Raw genomic sequence first — 18,788 nt, forward strand, 5'->3', positions numbered from 1 at the left:
GCCTCGCCTGTTACTTGGCGTTGGCCTCGTCCCGCAGCTCACGGCGCAGGATCTTGCCCACGTTGCTCTTTGGCAGTTCATCACGGAACTCAAAGTGCTTGGGTACCTTGTAGGCGGTCAGACGCTCCCGACAGAACTCCTTGAGTTCGTTGGCGGTTACACCTTCTTTGGTGGGCACGACATAAACCTTCACCGCTTCGCCGCTCTTGGCATCGGGGATCCCCACGGCGGCACACTCCACGACTTTCGGGTGTGTGGTTACAACATCTTCGATTTCGTTCGGGAACACGTTGAAACCGGACACGATGATCATGTCCTTTTTACGATCCACAATGCGGATATAGCCGTCTTCCTGGATCAGGGCCACATCGCCGGTTTTCAGGAAACCGTCATCGGTGAACGACTTCTGGGTATCATCGGGACGCTGCCAGTAACCTCGCATCACCTGCGGGCCTTTCACGCACAGTTCGCCCGGCTCGCCGACCGGTGTTTCGTTGCCGTCATCGTCAATGGTTTTAACCACAGTGGACGGAATCGGTAGACCGATGGTGCCGATCTGGATGGCGCTGCGGGGATTGAAGGTAACCACCGGAGAAGTCTCGGTCATGCCGTAGCCTTCGCTGATTTCGCAACCCGTTACACGCTGCCACATTTTCGCGGTATCACTGGTCAGAGCCATACCACCAGAGGCAGTCAGCTTGAGGCCAGAGAAGTCCAGATCCTGGAAGTCCTCGTTGTTGCACAGGGCCACAAACAAGGTATTCAGGCCAATAAAGGCAGAGAACTTCTGCTTCTGCAGCTCTTTAACAAAGCCGGGGATATCACGCGGGTTCGGAATCAGAACGTTATGGGCACCTGCTTCCAGCATAATGCCGCAGTTCAGGGTGAAGGAGTAAATGTGGTACAGCGGCAGCGGTGCAATCACCACTTCCTTGCCCTCTTCCACCTGATCTTCCAGCATTGGCCGGACTTGTGTCAGGTTGGCCACCAGGTTGGCGTGAGTCAGCATGGCACCCTTGGCAACACCAGTGGTGCCGCCGGTGTACTGCAGCACGGCCAGGTCATCCAGCTTGATGTCGACCGGGGTAAACTTTTCGCGGGCACCGGCACTGAGTACCGCCGGCAGCTTATGAGCACCCGGAATGTTGAACGCCGGAACCATCTTCTTGAGGTGCTTCACCGCGGCATTCATCAGGGTACGCTTGATGGGGGAATGCATATCGGCAATCTCGGTCACGATCACGTGCTCGATGCCGGTATGAGGCAACACCTTCTCCGCGTTGTCGGCCATATTGGCCAGAACAACTAGAGCCTTTGCGCCAGAATCGTTAAACTGGTGCTCCATCTCGCGAGTGGTGTACAGGGGGTTGGTGTTCACCACAATCAGACCAGCGCGCATGGCTCCGAACACAACCACCGGATACTGGGTAACGTTCGGCATCTGCACCGCAATGCGGTCGCCCGGTTTCAGGTCAGTTTTGTTCTGCAGCCAGGCCGCGAAGTTGCGGCTCTGAGTATCAAGATCCCGATAAGTCAGGGTAACGCCAACTGCTGTAAACGCAGGCTTGTCTGCAAACTTCTGTACCGCCTGCTCAAAAACATCCACCATGTTCTTGTATTTATTGAGATCGATTTCCCGGGGGATGCCAGCTGGGTATTTGTCTTGATAGAACTGCTCAAAATCCATCACCATCTCCTGTCTGATTGGCGCTGAGGGGTACTACCGGATGGGTTCAGAAGCCCCCTGATTGTAATGTTTTGCCAAGACCGATCGCTCGGGAAAATCAACCCGACGAAAGTATCAGCCTCAAAAAAGTGGGGAGAGAATAGCAGTTTTGTTAACGATGAGGTAGTTTTCAGATCAGCAAACGGTACAACCGTACTCGAACAATGAATCACCGGAGCCTGTGATGAGCGACACCCTGGATACGCTGGAAAACATTACCTACGACGAACTGAACGAAGGCGATTCAGCCACCTTCACACGCACCCTCACCGAAGATGAGCTGGTGCTCTTTGCTGCGGTATCCGGGGACGTAAACCCGGTGCACCTGGATTCGGAGTTTGCCGCAGAATCCATGTTCCGGGAGCGCATCGCTCATGGTATGTGGAGTGGCTCACTGATTTCTGCCGCCCTGGCCACGGTCATGCCCGGCCCCGGCACCATCTACCTGGAACAGAGCCTGTCGTTCAAACGACCGGTCAAGCTGGACGACACACTGACCGTCACCTTGTCGGTGCTTAGCAAGGAACCTAAAAACCGTGTCTCTTTTGGCTGCGATGTGCGCAATCAGAACGGTGATCAGGTGGTTACCGGCGAGGCCAAGGTGATTGCCCCCACCGAAAAGATTTCGTTGCAAAAACCCCGCTTGCCGAAAATCACCATCGAAAGCTGAGTTTCGGCTGGCATTACCCCGGAAGGAAATCGATGGGGAATCGAACCTTCCGGGTCTCCACATTGGCGGCACCAAAATTGAACATCTGTACGCGCAATGCAATGCGCTTTTCCAGCATCGGGTGATCCAGTTCAGAGCCGACCACGTCGCAGGCCGAGACACTGCCGTCCGGCTCAATCACCAGTTCCAGGGTAACCTTACCCTCAAGGGTTGGATCCTGCCTTAACTCCCGCTGGTACAGGGAATAGAGCACACTCTTCTGCGCATCAAACACCTGCCGGATATTGCTCATGGCACGCTCACCCACTGACGGCCGGGCGGGTTCCGGCTGGCTTGCCACCTGAGGCGCGGTTTCCCGGGGAGCGGCTACGTCACTGGTTTCATGCTTAGCCAGTTCGACTTCCCGAACTGGCCCTTCGCGGGTTTCAACACCGCCGCTGCCTTGCAGTACCGAATCATTCGGCGTTTCCGGTGCCAGGCCAACCGCCTGACTGTTACTGACATTCGCGACACGCTGCACCTCAGGTGCCGGAGTATCCACAGACGTCAGAGCGCTGAGCCGGTCTTTCATGGCAAACAGCCCAGAACGTGAGGCGGTTTCCCGAGCCTGCTCGGTCGTCTGCGGCGCTGGCTTCGGCTCCGATTTCGCCACCGTCGGTTCAGGAGGAATCTGTTGCGGCTCCTCAAGCTGCTTCGGTTCCGGCTCCGGCTCTGGCTCTGGCTCTGGCTCTGGCTCTGGCTCAGGTTTGGGCTGTTCAGGCTCTGGTTCAACAACCGGCTCTGGTGACTCAACTGGTTTCGGTGGCTGTACCAGCTTCGCCAGCCTGGGCGGCAACTGCTCAGCCTGTTCACGTTCGGGTTCCGGTACCTGCAAGCCCGGGATAATGAGAGCGGGAATCAGAAACAGCGCCAGCATCAGCCCGGTTATCAGACCGAAGCGGCCCGACTCTGCTCTGTCCCGGGACCAGGGCAGCCGGGACGGTTGCGGCAGTTCCCTGCGATCAGCCATTACGAACCTCCGACTCCACCGCCAGCCGCACCTGCCGGAACTGCTCATCGACACAGGTCTGCATGATCTTTCTCAGCAACCGATAATCGGTATCTTTGGCTGCCATGATTGTGACTTCGAGACCGTTCTCGGGCACCTCAGCCCAGCGGTTCCGTCGGTACGCCAGCTCTTCGGACAAGCCGGCAATACGGGTATCCGTGGCTTCGATGCCGTCCAGGCGCGCCACTTCCCGGCCCTGAACCAGAATCGACTGGCCGACCACCTGTACGGTCAGGTTTTCCACGGCTTCCTGTTTCGCGGTCGAACTGGGCAACGGAACATCCGCGGTGTTCTGCATCACTTTCACATCCGAGGAATTCACCATCAGGAAGAACACCAGGATGGTAAAGATATCCATCAGCGACACCAGATTCAGGCCACCGGCCTTGTGCATCCGCCCATAGTGTCGCTGGCGCAGCCGGGCTCGTCTCGACAACTTCACGCGCCTTCTCCTTTGCCTTCCACCGGTCGCGCGGCCAGATTGCGATCCTCACCGGCATCCATCAGAGACACATCCGGAAAGAGTTCTGCTTCCACGACGCTCGCAGCAACGACCGCCTGGTAAGAGCGCACGGTATCCATAACCGACACCAGAGTCTGGTAGTCCACATCTGGTCCGACTTCCAGTATCACGTCTGTCTTGTCGGGCATTTGGGACTTGATCTGCTGCAACAGTTCACTCAGTCGTGAATAGTCCTGGCCCTGCCCGCTAACCGGCATCACATCGATCAGGCCGCGGTCACTATCCGCTACCTCGATACCCTCCGGTAGCACCGTGACCACCAGCCGGAACGATTCGGCATCCGGCGCCTGGCCGGCTTCCATGCCCGGAAAGTTCAGCTCGATCATCCGGATCTGGCTGAACACCATGCCCAGCAGCAACACCGGTACCAGCACAATCATCAAATTGAGAAAGGCGGTAATGTCGAGGTCTGCCGAGGCCGTCAGCCTGCGATGTCGACGTCTCATGTTCGGCTACTCCTGATCAGATCCTGGAATGCCGGCACAATCAGGCGGCCGCCGCCGGTCGGTTTACGGGCTCAGACACCATATTAAGGAGCTTGACCCCCGCCATTTCAAAACTGTCGACAATCTCGTTGGTGCGGGTCTGCAGTACCGCGTGGAACAGCAGCAGCGGAATGGCCGACATCAGGCCAAAGGCGGTGGTATTCATGGCCACAGAAATGCTTTCCGATAACAGCGATGCCTTCTGCGCCGGGTCTGCGGCAGCGACAGCGGTGAAAGCCGCAATCAAACCAATGATGGTGCCAAGCAAGCCCAGCAGCGTGGCAATGTTGGCCAGGGTGGCGAGGTACTGTGTGCGCTTTTCCAACCGGGGCAACACTTCCATCAGGCCCTCTTCCATGGCGTATTCGATGTCTTCACGCCGGCTGTTATTGATCAACCGGGCAATGCCGGCGCCAAGCACCGAGGCAATTGCGCTGTTTGAGCTGGACGCCGCCTTCATGGCGCGCTGGTAATCGCGTTTTTGCAGGGCGGGCAGAATGCCGCGCTCAAACGCCATCCGGTTTCGACGGCGAACCGCCCCGAGGTACAGGAAACGTTCCAGAGTGATCGCCAACCCCAGCGCAAGTACGATGGCAATCGGGTACATGAAGGGACCACCCTCCTGGAAAAAGCGGATAACGGTATCAAGCATGGTGTAGTTCTCCATCTACTGCGACGTTACGGTTGCGATTCGGCTGTTGCGGCGCCCTGCCCTGCAGACAGCGTTGATTTCAGCACGAGGGGATTCAGGGTTTCGCGGAACTGGCGGTGATTCTCCAGAACCGGTTGAGGCACCGGACGCAAGAGTTCCGGTGCCTGTTGATTGAGCTCGGTTCTCGGGCGCCGGGGCAGGCTCGGCGTTTGCCAGGGCAATATATACAGGATTCTTGGATCGTCTTCGCCGGTGCCGGCAGAGAGCCCTTGCACCCGCAGAACGTTCTGTTGGCTGTGGCCCACGGTACTGGTGCCTTCTGCGGAATAGCCGGTGACCGGGCAAAGCACCAGAACAGACAGCAGGAAACCGCAGCAAGTTAACCTGGGCAGCATCATTCCAGCCTCCGTTCGAGATCTGCGATCCAGCCGGCAACCTGCGAGCCTTCCTCCCCGGCCAGGGTCTGGTATTGCTGGTAATGTTCCAGCGCCTTGTCGAGATCCAGCAGGTAGAGCTCTGATATCACCGCCAGGTTGTAATGCAGTTCCGCAACCTTCGGCGTCACGTTCAGTCCCGTTTCCAGCATTGTGGCGGCTTCTTCGAAGCGCTCCTGCTCTTTCAGGAGCAGTGCCAGATTGTTGCGAACCGTCACGTTGGCAGGATCAGCCGCAACCGCCTGGTGCCAGGCCTCCAGTGCCATCTTATGGTCACCGGCTTCGTAAGCCTGCCGGCCCTGGCGCTCCCACTCTTTTGACTGCTCTGGCTGATACACCGGCGCTACCTTTTCAGGTGCTGGCGCTTTGGAAGCGCAGCCAGCCAGCCCCGCTATAACTAGCAGAAGCAAAAACCGGAAAACCTGCGATGTCCCTTTTAACCTCATCACGATCCTCCCTGATTGGTATCCGTCGTCCAACTCATCCAGCGAAGCTGTCGCTCGTAGCGCCCCGGGTGCATGATTGCCAGGGCCTCCAGACTGCGCTGAATCCACTCATCGAAACCCTCTGCGGGAATACGTTCGTGATTGCGGGCGTGCAGCGCCATTGCCTCTTCCTCAAGTGGAAACGCTTCCTCTTCCAGAAGCATCTGATACTGCATCGCTTCCATTTCGTTCAGCTCTGCGGGTATTTCAGAGGACATGAGGTCAGACGCCAGTGTTCGATAGAGTTCTGCACGGCGATATAGAACCTCCGAACGAACCCCCTCGCCGGCAAAGGACTCCGCCTCCTGCAGGTACACTTGAGCCTGCTGCATGGCGGCCTGTTTTCGTGCAAGTGACTTCTCCAGCGGGTGAGCCAGAGCAATACCCGCAAAACGCTCTGCCGTCTTTGCACCAAAGAACAGTGCCGCATCCGCAGCCCATTGCAGGGTATCGTCGGAATGCCACCGACTGGCTCTTTCCTGAGCCAGTAGTTGTTCCCGCACAGCAACCGCCGAGTCTCCCGATTCGATCAAGCGCTGTCGCATGGTCTGCTGTCGAACGTGTTCGTCGGCGGAATCGGGCGTTGGTGCAACGGCCAGCCAGTTTTTGTAGAGCTGGTTTCTGGAGGCGATGTCACCTTCTGCGTGGAAGATGGCCGCCGCACGCAGCCTGGTCGGCCACGGGTCCGCGAGCGTCTCTGAGCGACTCAGCAGCTCCTCCGCGGCTTTTAATCCCTGGTCAGATTCCTGATAGGCAAGAACCAGCTTTTCACTGGTTTCAGGTGTCAGGTCGTGATTCGGGTAATCCATCCGGAAGCGTTGGAGTTCGTTGATGGCAGACAGCCAGTCGGATGCCCGAAGCAAGGTATTCGCGGCATCGTAGCGGGCCCTGATCGCAATTTCAGAGCCCGGCATCACGCCCTCAACCCGCTGAAAGTGCGCCACGGCGAGGGTTGCGTCGCCGGCACGAGCAGCCTTTTCGCCCTGCTGATAAACGGCGGTCGCGAGTTGCTCCAGGAGATTACGCTTCTGGCTTTCGGCATCAGGGCTGGCTTCGTCAGCCAATAACAACGCCTGACGCCAGGCACGTTCAGCTAACCCAAACTCGTTGTTTTTCTGGCGGATGCGCGCTGTCACCAGCCACGCCGCGTAGCGCTCGGCAACGCCCGCCCGGTCCCAGGTCAGTGTAGAACTGGCGTATTGCAGGGCACGCTCGAATTCGCCCGTGTCGTACCAACGGTTGGCAAGGTCGGCACGGAGCCCCGACAGACGTTCATCCGGACCGAACGCCTCTGCATATCGCTGCTCTTCGTTGCTCAGGACGAGCAGCGTCGCGGTTCTACTCTCCCCCGATGCCTGCTCAAGGTCCTCCCGAACAATCCGGATAGCGGCCCAGGCCGAATCCCGGGAATCCCCGTGGCGATGGTCGTAGGCTGCGGCCCGGAAATTCCTGACGGCTTCAGCCCGATCGCCAGCCAGTAACCGGGCATCGCCTGCGAGATGGAGCAGTTCCCCGGCTTGATCCGAGCGAGGTGCAAGCCGCTCGTAATAATGGGCGGCTTTGGCCCAGGCTTCACTGGCGGTAGCCGTTTGGTTCCGGCTACTGAGGTCTGTACCGGTGGCGTAGTAGTGATCAGCGAGGAAGCGGGTGTATTGCGCCCAAAGCCCCTTCTGCTCAGGAGTCATCGTCTGGAATCGGGCCTCTGCCCCCAAACGCTGGACGTAATCATCCCGCGCCGCCAGAGCTTTTGGGGTATTACCGGCCAGTTGCCAGTAGGACACACTCTGGGCCAGGAAATCCGGGCTCGCTGTGTGGCCCGGAAACTCGGACACAAAAGCGTTGTTGACTGACACCGCCCGTTCATAACGACGTTCCACCGCATGCAGATCCGCAAGCCGGTCGTATAACAGATGCGGCCATGCTGATGACTCACGACCATCCAGCCAGCCGACAAGGGTCCGGGCATCACTCTGGCGGGACGCCATCAAAGCCAGCACCCGGAAGGTGTCCTCCAGCATATCCATGGACTGCGCCGGCGGGTTGGCCAGCGTGGATTGGTCTGGCAATTGCTGATCCAGTACCGCCATGAACGTATCTGCCGCGCGGGTCCAGGCGGGCTCACCCTGTTTAAACTGACTCCAGCCGAGCATGTAGCGGGCTTTGGCGGCGAGCTCCTGATGGCTGTCATGCTCCAGCAACTGCCGGTAACCGGCCTCAGCCTCTGCGTAACGGCCGGCGGAGAAGGCCGCTTCCGCTATGCGAAAACGGGCCTCAGGTACCAGTTCCGAGTTCGGGTAAAGCCCAACAAGCTGTTTCAGTCTTGCGATGGACTGCTCCGGTTGCCCGGTCAGCGCGTGGGCCTTGGCCATCTGGTACAGCAACTCGTCGAGACGCCCGGAAAAGGACCCTTTGGCCAGAATGCTTTCGTAGCTCTCGAGCACTTCCTCATAGATGGCCGCTTCCCGCTCTTCGGAGAACCCGACGTCCTCTCCCGACCTATCACGGATGTTGTTGAGCCGGTTCAGGGCGTCTATCCGCACTTCAGGCTCATCCGAGGACTCAAACAACTTCTGATAACGGCGGGCCACTTCCCGAGGCGATATCGCCGGCAGGGGCCGGCTCTCAAACTTGAGAAACACCGGGCGCATATCCCCCAGGGTTTCACCATCCCGCCCCAACTCCACTCGGAACGATTCCTGCGCAGAAACCGGCGCATGGGCCAATGCCATAACCATTACAAGTGGTGCCGCAAAGGATTTCGGAGCAAAAGGCAGATTCACTGTGCGCCCTCCCCGAGATTTTCCAGAGCCAGATACTCATAGAGGTGTGCGATTTGCTGCTCGGTCTTGTCCAGCGCGTGAGTCATACGCCGGGTCTGTGTTTCGACAAACGCAAGTGCCAGTGCATCCAGTTCCCGTGCGGCCCGCGCCCGGAGACTGAGGGTCTCCCGACGTAAACCGTTGGTCGCGTCTCTCATTGCACGAGCTTCTTCCAGAACCGTTTCCAGTCGCTCAGGCCTATGGACGACCTGCTGATTCAACGCGCTCATGCGGCGGCCGGCTGCTGCCAGAGACTGTTTGAGCTGGCGCAGTTCTGCAGCCTGGGCAGGCGTCGCCGCCTGCTCCACCAACCGATCCAACCTCGTTTCCAGCTCCCTCTGCTGTTGCTCAACAGCCGCGGTTTGTGACGCCGGAGCCCTTGAATCGGCTGATCTCACAAAGCCCTCAAGCGCCTGGATGAAAACTTGCAGGTTGTACTTGCTCGCATCCAGTGTTGCGACCATCTCATCGAGGCGCGCCACCCTCCGCACCGCCGTCTGGGCTCCCGGTTCTTCCATAAAGCGGAGAAGGTATGCCATTCGTGGTTGCGTCAACGTTCGGCTATCAGCCAGAAACCATTGAATGTCATCACTCCGGGCATCCTGAACCAGGGTTTTGTAGGCACCGTCTGCCTTGATCCTCTCGGACAGCTTGCCCAGGGTTACCCGCTCTCCCTCATACGCAGCATTGGCGGCGAGCCAGGATTCTCCCGCCTGGCCCGGATACCCGGAAAGATCGTAACCACGGCCCATGCCAATCCAGGCATCTGAAACGCCGGGGAATGCCAGCGGAAACTTTTTGGCCCGGTGCCAGCTCTGCATGGCAGCCCGGTGATTACCTTTGCGCGACAGCGCAAGCCCGTGAAGGTAGAGGGCCTGAGGTGTGTAATAACTTTCCAGAGAGACCTTCTCCAGAAAATCGATCGCTTTGTCGTAATCGTCGCTACCCAGCGCCAGATATCCGGCCCGGAGATTGAGTTGATCGAGCAGTGCCTGGCTCCGATTCGAGTCGGCGTCTTTGGCAGCCATGGCCATGGCAACCCGGAGTGAAACCAGAGCCCGTGACGAATCGAGATCATCACGGGCGAAATCCGCCGCCAGGTTCATGTAGCCCACGGCCGCCCAGTAGCCGTCCTCCATTCGCGCAAGGTACTGACCGGCCGCGTCGGACTTCCCCTGCATTCTGGCCAGCTCCGCCAGGCCAAGAAGCGCTTTTTGCACCACTTCGCCATAGCCGGCTCGGCGCGCCTGCTGGTACCAGTTCTCCGCACCAGTGAGATCGCCATCTTCCTGTGCCATTTCAGCCAGAGCCAATGCCGCGTCGCCACGGTGAGAAGCACCGTTAAATACCCCCTCAAACCCTGCCCTGGCCTTGTCATCCTGCCCAGAGGCCAGCAACAGTCTGGCCTGGAGATAATCGGCCGATTCACCTTCAAGCTTCGCTGCCAACCCGGAAACCGTTGCAGCTTCACCGGTATCCAGAGCAAAGCGAACCACACCGGTTGCCAACGGGTTGTCCATGGCGTTTGCCACCGGAGCTGCCACACCTGCAAGCATCGCAGCCACGACGCCGAGGCTGTTTCGGAAAAGCAGAGACATGCGCCCATTCATGGCCGGTTATTTCCACTCAACAAATGAAACTTCCGGTTCATAGTCCGGAGCCTTGGCGTTCAGCTTCATCTGCAGGCGCAGAGTGCCAGGCTGCTTCCGGAAGTCGTGGACAATCTCCCGGCGCACGAAACGATTGTTGGCCGCCCGGGCGTTGATCACCGCCTTGAGACTGTGCTTTCCGTCCGCCAGATTGCCAATAAACAGTTGATGCACGCCGCCCTGGCCCAGCGAGTTCCGCTCGTTTTCCGTGTACAGATGAGCGGTAACCGGCTGTTCATTGACGAACAGTTCTACCGAATCCAGCTCCAGGGCCTGTCTGTTCGCCAAAGACAGAAAAACCGCCACCCGGGTATTCACCGGGTGCAGCAGTTTCTGCTCAAGAGCATGAACACTTGCAGTATGCCGGGTAATGTCAGCGTTCAGACGCTCGATCTGCTCATCGAGCGACGATGAATGGGAGGTTGCCGCCATGGCGGCCATGATCATTCCGGATATACACAGCCCCCTGATCCCTGGGGCAATCCGGCACTTTTGTGGTTTTTGTCTGCCGAACATCACTTTCCTGCCTTGCCGGGCCGTGCTGGTGCGCGGCTCAGGTAACATTTCGAAATAAAGAGTAACACCCGCTAACAACCAAGAACGGTATCCATTTCACCAAATGAGCATTTGGCTGGGTATCGGCAACGAAAAAGTGTCGACTAATTTGACAGGAATAAAGGAAACGGAGACTGATCACAACGGACCAACCGGCCCTGTGACGATGCAAGCCATTGATATTAATGCGGTATGCAGGGGCATGGCCCCGGATTTGCTCTACCAGAGTTGGCGGGAGCGCCTTTCAGGCAACCCCCGCTTGAATATGCCGAGCTTTGCCGATGCCCTCAACCGCATCGGCTTTTTTTTATTTACTCAACTGCCTCATGGCCGATTCAAGCCCCTCAATGGTCAGAGGGTACATATGATTATTGACCAATTGCTGGGTAATGCCCAGTGAACCACCCGAACCCCAGTAGCTTTCCGGTAACGGGTTGAGCCACACCACCTTCCGGAAATGCTCGGTCACACGCTGGAACCAGGTGGCACCGGCCTCCTCATTCCAGTGCTCGATAGAGCCACCGGGGTGCGTGATCTCATAGGGTGCCATGGTGGCATCCCCCACAAAGATCACCTTATAGTCCGGCGTATATTTGTGCAGGATATCCCAGGTGCTGAGCGTCTCGTTCATGCGCCGGATATTGTTCTTCCATACGCTTTCATAGATGAAATTGTGGAAGTAGAAATACTCCATGTGCTTGAACTCGAGACGTGCTGCCGAGAACAGCTCTTCACACACCCGAACGTGCGGGTCCATGGAACCGCCCACATCAAAGAAAATCAGCACCTTCACGGCATTGTGCCGCTCGGGAACCATTTTCAGGTCCAGATACCCGGCATTGCGGGCCGTTGAGCGGATGGTATCGTCCATGTCGAGCTGGTCTGCGGCGCCCTGTCGGGCAAATTTACGCAGCCGGCGCAAGGCCACCTTGATGTTGCGGATGCCAAGGGTGATGCTGTCGTCCAGATCACGGAATTCACGCTTTTCCCAGACTTTGACCGCCCGGCCGTGGCGACCTTTGTTCTGGCCGATGCGGAAGCCTTCCGGGTTATAACCGTTGGCACCAAACGGTGAGGTTCCGCCGGTACCAATCCATTTGTTACCACCGGCGTGACGTTCCTTCTGCTCTTCCATGCGTTTCTTGAAGGTTTCGATCAACTCTTCCAGCCCGCCGAGAGACTCAATCTTGGCTTTCTCTTCGTCGGTCAGGTGTTTCTCGAATTCGGCACGCAGCCAATCGTCGGGAATCAGCGCCTCGAGCAGATCATCGAGATTCTCGATGCCTTCGAAATAGGCCTGGAAGGCGCGATCGAACTTGTCAAAGTGCCGTTCATCCTTAACCAGGCACACCCTCGCCAGGTAATAGAACTCCTCCATGTCTGCGAACGCCAGACGCTGCTGAATGGCCTCCAGCAGATCCAGGAATTCCCGCAGACTGGCCGGCACCTTGGCCCGCCGTACTTCGAGGAAAAAATCAATCAACATAAAGCAGAGCTCTTGTCGGTGATCAGTTTCGGCGACGCGCCATGAAAGCCAGCTTCTGCAGCAGATGAACGTCCTGCTCGTTCTTCACCAGAGCACCATAGAGCGGTGGCAGGGCCGAGCTGGAATCTTTTTCCTGCAGAGCCTTGGCAGAGAGCTCATCCGCCATCAGCAACTTGAGCCAGTCGATCAGCTCGGATGTCGACGGTTTTTTCTTGAGCCCCGGCACCTTGCGAACGTCGAAGAATACTTCCAGCGCATCCCGCACCAGCTGCTGCTGGATTCCCGGGAAGTGGACATCCACGATGTTTTTCATGGTGTCGTGATCCGGGAAGCTGATGTAGTGGAAGAAGCAACGGCGCAGGAAGGCATCCGGCAGCTCTTTCTCGTTGTTACTGGTGATCACCACAATCGGGCGCTTCTTCGCTTTTACGAACTCCTGGGTTTCGTAAACAAAGAACTCCATTCGGTCCAGTTCCAGCAGCAGATCGTTCGGGAACTCGATATCCGCCTTGTCGATTTCGTCGATCAGCAGCACCACCTGCTCGTCCGCCTCAAAGGCTTCCCAGAGCTTACCCTTCACAATGTAGTTGCGAATGTCTTTGACCTTCTCGTCCCCGAGTTGGGAATCCCGAAGGCGGGACACCGCATCATATTCGTACAGGCCTTGCTGGGCCTTGGTGGTCGACTTGATGTGCCAGGGAATCAGAGTCATTCCCAGCGCCGCGGCCATTTCCTCCGCCAGCAGGGTTTTACCGGTGCCGGGTTCACCCTTGATCAACAACGGACGCTGCAGCGCGATGGCCGCATTGACTGCCATTTGCAGGTCATCGGTGGCTACGTATTTATCGGTGCCGGTAAACTTCATGTGTCTGATTCCTGTTGGTTACTTTTTCGGATTCTCTTTCTTGTCCACCGGTTTGGGTTTTTCGCCCTCCGGAGACTCTTCATCATAATCGGGCAAATCGTCGAATTCGGAGAGGTCGAAGTCTTCCAGACCAAACTCGTCCTCATCAATGTCGAACTCGGATTCACTGATCTCATCGGCTTCCGACGGATCTGGCTCCGCCTCGGCGCCAACCGTATCGTCTGCCACGGGAATTTCGTCCTCTTCCGGCTCCAGTTCAGCCGATGGCAGCTCTTCCGTTACTTCGGGTACGGCCTCATCCGGAACCTCGTCCGGTTCGCTGTCAGCTTGCGAGAGTTCCGGAATGTCTTCAGGTTCCGGCTCTTCGGCAGACGCCAGCTCTGGTTCTGTTTCCGGGGCAGGTTCAGCGTCCGGTTCCACCGACTCTGCCGCTACCGGAGGTTCTGGCTCCACCACCGGTGGTTCTTCCGATTCTTCAGCCAGGTCCTCCAGGGTTTCACGCTCGGCCGCTGCCGCCTGCTCCTGTTCTGCCCTGGCCTTTTTCTGGCGCCATGCAAACAAACCAAGCCCCACGATAGCAACCAGCAAGGCTGCGCCTGCACCCCAGGCCCAAACCGGAATACCCAGAAGCGTCCCCTTCTCCGGCTCCTGTTCAGCAATCGGCTGTTCGATCGGCGCTTCAGGCTCTGGCTCGACGACCTGCGCTGGTTCTGGTTCCGGCTCAGTTTCCTGCATCGGCGCTTCTACGGGCGGCTCGGCTTCCACTGGCGGCTCCGGTTCCGAAGACTCCGTTCCGCCGTCGAAATCCGGCAGCGACTCCACCTGTTCAGACAGGTCGGGCACCATGGGTTCGGTTACCACCTCCAGCGGTGGCTCTTCCCCGGGCACCGTGAACGTCGTCATCGCACTGAATTTGCGGGAGAAAGTTCCTGCATCCGCAACGACATCGATCTGATATCGCCCAGGCGCGGGCAATCTGGGTACCGTGTCCCGGTAAACGCCGTCTTCCGGCGGCGTATCGGGAGACAATACCTTGGTACCTTTCCGGCCGTCACTGGCGGTTATCGACAGGCTAACGTCCATCACCGAGAGAAAATCAGACCCGGTAATCTTTTCGGCTTCTTCATAAAAGGCCACTTCAATGGCCAGAGGCTGCTCTTCGGTAAACTCGGCGGGAATCGGATTGACGGCCATGCGCAGATCACTGACCACCGTCACGCGGCTCCCCTGGCCGAGGTCGCCAATGATACGCCAGCGGCCCGGGACCGGTTCAGTAACGGTGATCAGATCGTAGCCCGGCTCAGATGCCCAACGAACATTTTCCGGAGCGTTCTCCCGGGTGAAAGGCTCACCACCTGGCTGTGCAAGCGCCAACGGCTCTTCGCCAGAAGCATCCTGACCGGAGAAGATCAGTGCCGTAAACTCACTGATGCCCTCATCGACGGCAAAGCCATCGCCTTCAATGGGCACCTGTTCTTGCGGCACTGCGGTGTTCAGAGCATTGGCAAAGGCCAGGTTCAAGGCCTCGGCGGATTGCGCCAGCTGGAAGCTGCCACCGGTTTCGCGGGCCAGGTTACGCAGAAACCGGACATCCGCCTTCTCAGACAGACCAACCGTGTGGATCGTGGCGCCCTTGTTTTTCAGCGCTGGCAACAAGGAATCGAGAATGCGTTTTTCCTCGGCCTGACTGGCGTCTTCGCCACCAGGCACGTCGACCTTGCCATCGCTGAGGACAATAAGATGGGTGTTCTCGAGGGTACCGCCAGACAGCCAGTCGTTGGCGGCCTTTTCCATTGCCAAACCCAGGTTCGTGTGCAGCGCCACCGAATTGATCTGCTCGGAACGCTCAACAGCAATATCGCGCCAGGCCTGGTCAACCATACCGTAGGGCACCAGCATGTTGACGTACTGCCCGAAAGTCCAGAGACCGGCACTGGCCCCTTCTGGCAGGGTCCGGGCCAGCAGCCGGACCGCTGGGCGGCGGAGATTCTGTGGATCGGTTTCCTTCATGGAGCCGGAAATATCCACCACAATACGCACGTCTGCATTGCCGGGCAGAGACAGTGCCGGGTCCTGCGCAAATACTTGCCAAGAAAACAGCAGCAGAACTGCAGCCACCCAAATGCGTTTAAACCCCTTCATTGAACTGCGCCCTTATCTTTTGTTGTTCTGAGAAACCGTTTACTTGCGTACCAGCCGATACCGAACCAGATCAAGTATCCAGACAAGCAGCATGACGATCGCCGCGATGCTGAAGTTGAACAGTGCGCGCCCGGCGGCATCGGTGTCACCCAGAATCAGCTCATAGCCGGCAAACAGCCAGCCCGGTATCCACCAGCCGGCGACGTCTGGCGATTCAACGGGGGTCAATACCAGCACCACAAGCGCCGACAACAGCAGTGTTCGCAGACCGTAAAAAGGCAAAACCCGGAACAGTGATTTCATCATGTAGAAAAACACGACGAAAGCGACTGCATAGGCCGCCCAGAAAACTCCATAAGCCAGTGACGCGTCCGTATCCATCATTACAGAATCCAGTGAATGATATGTTCTTCCCAATCCTCTTCCGGCACAGAATCCTCCGACACCACGTTACCCCGCACCGAAACACGGGCTTGATGAACGGTTTCAGGATCTCCGCTACGAAGCGGGTGCCAGTCCGGCAGAGGCCTTCCCTCGGCGAGGGTTCGGTACGCACAGGTGTACGGCAACCAGTGGTAGCTGAGAACCGTATCGGCGGTCAGTACCGTGCACCCCGGTACCTTTTTCAATCGTTGCTCATAGACCGTACAGCCACAGGTATCCAGGTCCATGTAACGGCATACAAGGTCGGTGTAATACACCTCCCCCGTGTCCTCATCCTCCAGCTTCTGCAAACAGCACTTACCGCAGCCATCACACAGGGATTCCCATTCCGGCTGCGTCATCTCTGCCAGTCGTTTGCGCTGCCAGAAGGGAATCTGTGCAATCATTTCCGGTGCTGCTCGATCTTGCGCTTGAAGTCGACGATGTAGGTGTCCTGCTCTTCCGGCATCTGCAGGAAAAAGTCCTTTTCCTCAATTGCCGCCAACACTTCCTTTCCGGTTGTGCGCGCGAGCTTCTTGTCTGGCGTCAACAGCAGATCCATCGAGTGGATGGGCGAGCCAAAGATACCTCTCAGCGCCTCCGGTAAATCGTCCCACTTTTGCCCTCGGCGGACAAAGAGATAGGTGTCGCCTTTCTTGCTGCTGCGAAACACCGATACAAATTCCCGTTCAGTCATTGGTTGAGCAGTTCCTCAATATCTTGCTTTACCGGCGCGATAATTTCCTCGCGCCATCCCTCAAAAAACATCTGGCCCGCCAGGGTGCTATCCTGGATCAGTTTCTCAATACGCTTACGTGGCGCCAATATTTCCATTGGAATATCAAAGCGTTCAGCTGCATTGCTAAAGTAACGCTTAACCTTCTTGTAAAGCGCTTGCTGATCCCGGCTCAGCGGTCTGGGGATGAGCTCAAGCCCGGAATTATCGGTAGCACGGGCGGCCTGCACAAGCTCAACCAACTGCTCGCCATAACGTTTAACGAACCCCCCGGGTACGCCCTGAACATCCCTGATCACCGCAGCAGATGATGGCAAACGCTCAGCAATGGCAATCAGCAAGCCATCGTTCAGGACCCTGTTGCGTGGTCGGTCCTGGCGTCGACACTCATGCTCGCGCCAGGCGACCAGTGCCCGGAGAACCGCTTGCTGTTCCCGGTTCAGGGTCCAGCCACCCCGGAGTTTCAGGTAATGCTGCTCCGGGTCTTCCTGGGTAGCGGCCTCGTTGGCAAATCGCCGGGACTCATCCGCCAGGGCGTGTTCCAGGCTACGCTGCCTGAGGTTGGCCAACACCCATCCGTAAAGTGGCTCAAGAAAACGGATGTCGTCCAGAGCGTAGCGTTCCTGGGCCGGCGTCAGTGGCCGTGACACCCAGTCCGAACGGGTGGCGGATTTATCGAGTGCTTCACCGAACAGCGTCTCAACCAGGCGGGCGTAACCTACAGAGAATCCGGCACCGGCCAATGCGGCACCGATCTGCAAATCCAGCACCCCGGCTGGCTCCACATTCAGCCAGTGGCGGAATAACTCCAGATCCTCACTCATGGCATACAGCAGTTTTGGCCGGCTTTCATCGGCCAGCATCGCCCGGAACGATTCCGAAGCCTCAGCCACCTCCGGATCCACCAGCCAGAACTGTCCGCCAGCGCCCAACTGCACCAGGCCAGGAATCGGATAGAAGGTGGACACCCGCTCGAACTCAGTGTCCAGAGCGACCGGCATGCCAGGTTCAAGGCTGTCGAGCCACTGATCCAGCTGCTCGGGTGTCTCCAGCCAGCGAACGGTATCCGGGGCCGGGGGAATGGTTACGGCCGGGTCGGTTTGGGTCATAAACAGAACCTGGGAACTTATTCAGACAGGGGTTTGCGACCCCGGAATGCATGGGTGAGTGTAAAGCCGTCAACATAGCCCAGCTCACCGCCAACCGGAATGCCATGGGCCAGGCGTGTGATCAGGATATTCTGGCCATCAAGGCGATCAGCAATGTAGTGGGCGGTCGCTTCACCTTCGACCGTGGGGTTGGTAGCCAGGATCAATTCGGTTACGCCTTCACGCCGCACCCGATCAAGCAGACGCTCAATCCCGATCTCCTCCGGGCCCACGCCATCGATGGGCGACAGGTGCCCCATCAATACGAAGTAACTGCCTTTGTAATCGCCGGCCTGCTCAATGGCGAGCAGATCTGAAGGGCTTTCAACAACACACAGGGTGCCATTGCGGCGCTCGGGTTTCTCGCAAATCTGGCAAATTTCGGTATCCGAAAAATTCTGGCAGCTGTTGCAACGGCGCACGCCGTCCATCGCGTGATTCAGCGCCGCCGCCAGCCGTGTTCCGCCAGAGCGGCCTCGCTCCAGCAGGTGAAAGGCCATGCGTTGGGCCGTTTTCTGGCCAACACCCGGCAGGCATCGCAGGGACTCCACCAATTCATCAACCAGGGGGCTGAATGCCATGACTACTCCTTAGAAAATCGATGGCAGGCCGGCTCAGAACGGCATCTTGAAACCGGGCGGCATCCCCATGCCAGACATCATGCCGGACATTTTGTCTTTCTGGTTTGCTTCTACCCGGCGAACCGCATCGTTCACGGCGGCAGCCAGCAGGTCTTCCAGAATTTCCTTGTCTTCAGACAGCAGAGACGGATCGATATCCACCTTGCGGACATCGTGCCGGCCGTTCATGGTGACTTTCACCAACCCTGCGCCGGATTCACCGGTGACTTCAGCTTTGGCGATCTCTTCCTGAGCCTTCTGCATCTGCTCCTGCATCTGCTGGGCCTTTTTCATCAGGTCGCCCATATTATTCATCATCTGC

The 18,788-nt window shown here is 57.9% G+C and carries 20 protein-coding genes; 1 reads left to right on the forward strand and 19 read right to left on the reverse strand.

The window, feature by feature from the left end; translation table 11 throughout:
• Nucleotides 1-10: 10 nt before the first annotated feature.
• Nucleotides 11-1,687 (reverse strand): long-chain fatty acid--CoA ligase, encoded by a 1,677-nt coding sequence (locus ARC85_RS10210; RefSeq protein ID WP_014421344.1) that lies wholly within the window; start codon nt 1,685-1,687, stop codon nt 11-13.
• Between the two features lie 223 nt (nt 1,688-1,910).
• On the opposite strand from ARC85_RS10210, the gene ARC85_RS10215 reads away from it, so the two are divergent.
• A complete protein-coding gene (locus tag ARC85_RS10215) occupies nt 1,911-2,396 on the forward strand; it encodes a MaoC/PaaZ C-terminal domain-containing protein (RefSeq protein ID WP_023010346.1) in 486 nt (161 codons plus the stop codon).
• 13 nt (nt 2,397-2,409) lie between these two features.
• Here the strand turns inward: ARC85_RS10215 and ARC85_RS10220 are convergent, their stop codons facing one another.
• The 18 genes from ARC85_RS10220 to ARC85_RS10305 all read right to left on the reverse strand — a co-directional run bounded on the left by ARC85_RS10220 (nt 2,410) and on the right by ARC85_RS10305 (nt 18,784).
• On the reverse strand, nt 2,410-3,405 hold the full coding sequence (locus ARC85_RS10220) for an AgmX/PglI C-terminal domain-containing protein (protein ID WP_286714784.1): 996 nt from the start codon (nt 3,403-3,405) through the stop codon (nt 2,410-2,412).
• Nucleotides 3,398-3,886, reverse strand: coding sequence for an ExbD/TolR family protein (locus ARC85_RS10225; RefSeq protein ID WP_022991142.1), 489 nt, complete (start codon nt 3,884-3,886; stop codon nt 3,398-3,400). Before ARC85_RS10225 ends, ARC85_RS10220 begins: the two co-directional genes overlap by 8 nt.
• Nucleotides 3,883-4,413, reverse strand: a complete 531-nt coding sequence (locus ARC85_RS10230; protein ID WP_286714785.1) for an ExbD/TolR family protein — start codon at nt 4,411-4,413, stop codon at nt 3,883-3,885. The genes ARC85_RS10225 and ARC85_RS10230 overlap by 4 nt, the downstream gene beginning before the upstream one ends.
• Before the next feature lie 40 nt (nt 4,414-4,453).
• Nucleotides 4,454-5,104 (reverse strand): MotA/TolQ/ExbB proton channel family protein, encoded by a 651-nt coding sequence (locus ARC85_RS10235; protein WP_286714786.1) that lies wholly within the window; start codon nt 5,102-5,104, stop codon nt 4,454-4,456.
• Between the two features lie 26 nt (nt 5,105-5,130).
• Nucleotides 5,131-5,502: a hypothetical protein gene (locus ARC85_RS10240; RefSeq protein ID WP_286714788.1), complete on the reverse strand. Its 372-nt coding sequence runs from the start codon at nt 5,500-5,502 to the stop codon at nt 5,131-5,133.
• Entirely contained in the window at nt 5,499-5,948 is a 450-nt protein-coding gene (locus ARC85_RS10245; protein WP_286714789.1) for a tetratricopeptide repeat protein, read from the reverse strand. The genes ARC85_RS10240 and ARC85_RS10245 overlap by 4 nt, the downstream gene beginning before the upstream one ends.
• Nucleotides 5,949-5,983: 35 nt before the next feature.
• Entirely contained in the window at nt 5,984-8,803 is a 2,820-nt protein-coding gene (locus tag ARC85_RS10250; protein ID WP_286714791.1) for a tetratricopeptide repeat protein, read from the reverse strand.
• Nucleotides 8,800-10,440: a tetratricopeptide repeat protein gene (locus ARC85_RS10255; RefSeq protein ID WP_286714792.1), complete on the reverse strand. Its 1,641-nt coding sequence runs from the start codon at nt 10,438-10,440 to the stop codon at nt 8,800-8,802. Before ARC85_RS10255 ends, ARC85_RS10250 begins: the two co-directional genes overlap by 4 nt.
• An 18-nt stretch (nt 10,441-10,458) precedes the next feature.
• Entirely contained in the window at nt 10,459-10,932 is a 474-nt protein-coding gene (locus ARC85_RS10260; RefSeq protein WP_286714793.1) for an AraC family transcriptional regulator, read from the reverse strand.
• A gap of 421 nt (nt 10,933-11,353) precedes the next feature.
• Nucleotides 11,354-12,532, reverse strand: coding sequence for a vWA domain-containing protein (locus ARC85_RS10265; RefSeq protein ID WP_011785089.1), 1,179 nt, complete (start codon nt 12,530-12,532; stop codon nt 11,354-11,356).
• A gap of 22 nt (nt 12,533-12,554) precedes the next feature.
• Nucleotides 12,555-13,397: an AAA family ATPase gene (locus ARC85_RS10270; RefSeq protein WP_286714794.1), complete on the reverse strand. Its 843-nt coding sequence runs from the start codon at nt 13,395-13,397 to the stop codon at nt 12,555-12,557.
• 18 nt (nt 13,398-13,415) lie between these two features.
• Nucleotides 13,416-15,539, reverse strand: coding sequence for a vWA domain-containing protein (locus ARC85_RS10275; protein WP_286714795.1), 2,124 nt, complete (start codon nt 15,537-15,539; stop codon nt 13,416-13,418).
• Nucleotides 15,540-15,578: 39 nt separating this feature from the next.
• Nucleotides 15,579-15,923 (reverse strand): hypothetical protein, encoded by a 345-nt coding sequence (locus ARC85_RS10280; RefSeq protein WP_286714796.1) that lies wholly within the window; start codon nt 15,921-15,923, stop codon nt 15,579-15,581.
• Nucleotides 15,923-16,369: a YcgN family cysteine cluster protein gene (locus ARC85_RS10285; protein ID WP_286714797.1), complete on the reverse strand. Its 447-nt coding sequence runs from the start codon at nt 16,367-16,369 to the stop codon at nt 15,923-15,925. Before ARC85_RS10285 ends, ARC85_RS10280 begins: the two co-directional genes overlap by 1 nt.
• A complete protein-coding gene (locus tag ARC85_RS10290; protein ID WP_011785094.1) occupies nt 16,366-16,659 on the reverse strand; it encodes a YcgL domain-containing protein in 294 nt (97 codons plus the stop codon). Before ARC85_RS10290 ends, ARC85_RS10285 begins: the two co-directional genes overlap by 4 nt.
• Nucleotides 16,656-17,807: a ribonuclease D gene (locus tag ARC85_RS10295; RefSeq protein ID WP_286714798.1), complete on the reverse strand. Its 1,152-nt coding sequence runs from the start codon at nt 17,805-17,807 to the stop codon at nt 16,656-16,658. The genes ARC85_RS10290 and ARC85_RS10295 overlap by 4 nt, the downstream gene beginning before the upstream one ends.
• Nucleotides 17,808-17,824: 17 nt before the next feature.
• The gene (recR, locus tag ARC85_RS10300) at nt 17,825-18,427 is read right to left on the reverse strand and encodes a recombination mediator RecR (RefSeq protein ID WP_286714799.1); all 603 of its coding nucleotides are present in this window, start codon (nt 18,425-18,427) and stop codon (nt 17,825-17,827) included.
• Between the two features lie 33 nt (nt 18,428-18,460).
• Nucleotides 18,461-18,784 (reverse strand): YbaB/EbfC family nucleoid-associated protein, encoded by a 324-nt coding sequence (locus tag ARC85_RS10305; RefSeq protein ID WP_011785097.1) that lies wholly within the window; start codon nt 18,782-18,784, stop codon nt 18,461-18,463.
• Nucleotides 18,785-18,788 lie beyond the last annotated feature (4 nt).

It is taken from the genome of Marinobacter sp. tcs-11, from assembly GCF_002049515.1.
GTDB lineage: Bacteria > Pseudomonadota > Gammaproteobacteria > Pseudomonadales > Oleiphilaceae > Marinobacter > Marinobacter nauticus.

Coding starts and splice junctions, on each gene's coding strand:
- ARC85_RS10235 (WP_286714786.1), bottom strand. CDS start 5,104: ATGCTTGATACCGTTATCCGCTTTTTCCAGGAGGGTGGTCCCTTCATG.
- ARC85_RS10305 (WP_011785097.1), bottom strand. CDS start 18,784: ATGATGAATAATATGGGCGACCTGATGAAAAAGGCCCAGCAGATGCAG.
- ARC85_RS10220 (WP_286714784.1), bottom strand. CDS start 3,405: ATGGCTGATCGCAGGGAACTGCCGCAACCGTCCCGGCTGCCCTGGTCC.
- recR (WP_286714799.1), bottom strand. CDS start 18,427: ATGGCATTCAGCCCCCTGGTTGATGAATTGGTGGAGTCCCTGCGATGC.
- ARC85_RS10275 (WP_286714795.1), bottom strand. CDS start 15,539: ATGAAGGGGTTTAAACGCATTTGGGTGGCTGCAGTTCTGCTGCTGTTT.
- ARC85_RS10215 (WP_023010346.1), top strand. CDS start 1,911: ATGAGCGACACCCTGGATACGCTGGAAAACATTACCTACGACGAACTG.
- ARC85_RS10265 (WP_011785089.1), bottom strand. CDS start 12,532: ATGTTGATTGATTTTTTCCTCGAAGTACGGCGGGCCAAGGTGCCGGCC.
- ARC85_RS10295 (WP_286714798.1), bottom strand. CDS start 17,807: ATGACCCAAACCGACCCGGCCGTAACCATTCCCCCGGCCCCGGATACC.
- ARC85_RS10285 (WP_286714797.1), bottom strand. CDS start 16,369: ATGATTGCACAGATTCCCTTCTGGCAGCGCAAACGACTGGCAGAGATG.
- ARC85_RS10255 (WP_286714792.1), bottom strand. CDS start 10,440: ATGTCTCTGCTTTTCCGAAACAGCCTCGGCGTCGTGGCTGCGATGCTT.
- ARC85_RS10280 (WP_286714796.1), bottom strand. CDS start 15,923: ATGATGGATACGGACGCGTCACTGGCTTATGGAGTTTTCTGGGCGGCC.
- ARC85_RS10240 (WP_286714788.1), bottom strand. CDS start 5,502: ATGATGCTGCCCAGGTTAACTTGCTGCGGTTTCCTGCTGTCTGTTCTG.
- ARC85_RS10290 (WP_011785094.1), bottom strand. CDS start 16,659: ATGACTGAACGGGAATTTGTATCGGTGTTTCGCAGCAGCAAGAAAGGC.
- ARC85_RS10230 (WP_286714785.1), bottom strand. CDS start 4,413: ATGAGACGTCGACATCGCAGGCTGACGGCCTCGGCAGACCTCGACATT.
- ARC85_RS10260 (WP_286714793.1), bottom strand. CDS start 10,932: ATGGCCGCCATGGCGGCAACCTCCCATTCATCGTCGCTCGATGAGCAG.
- ARC85_RS10270 (WP_286714794.1), bottom strand. CDS start 13,397: ATGAAGTTTACCGGCACCGATAAATACGTAGCCACCGATGACCTGCAA.
- ARC85_RS10210 (WP_014421344.1), bottom strand. CDS start 1,687: ATGGATTTTGAGCAGTTCTATCAAGACAAATACCCAGCTGGCATCCCC.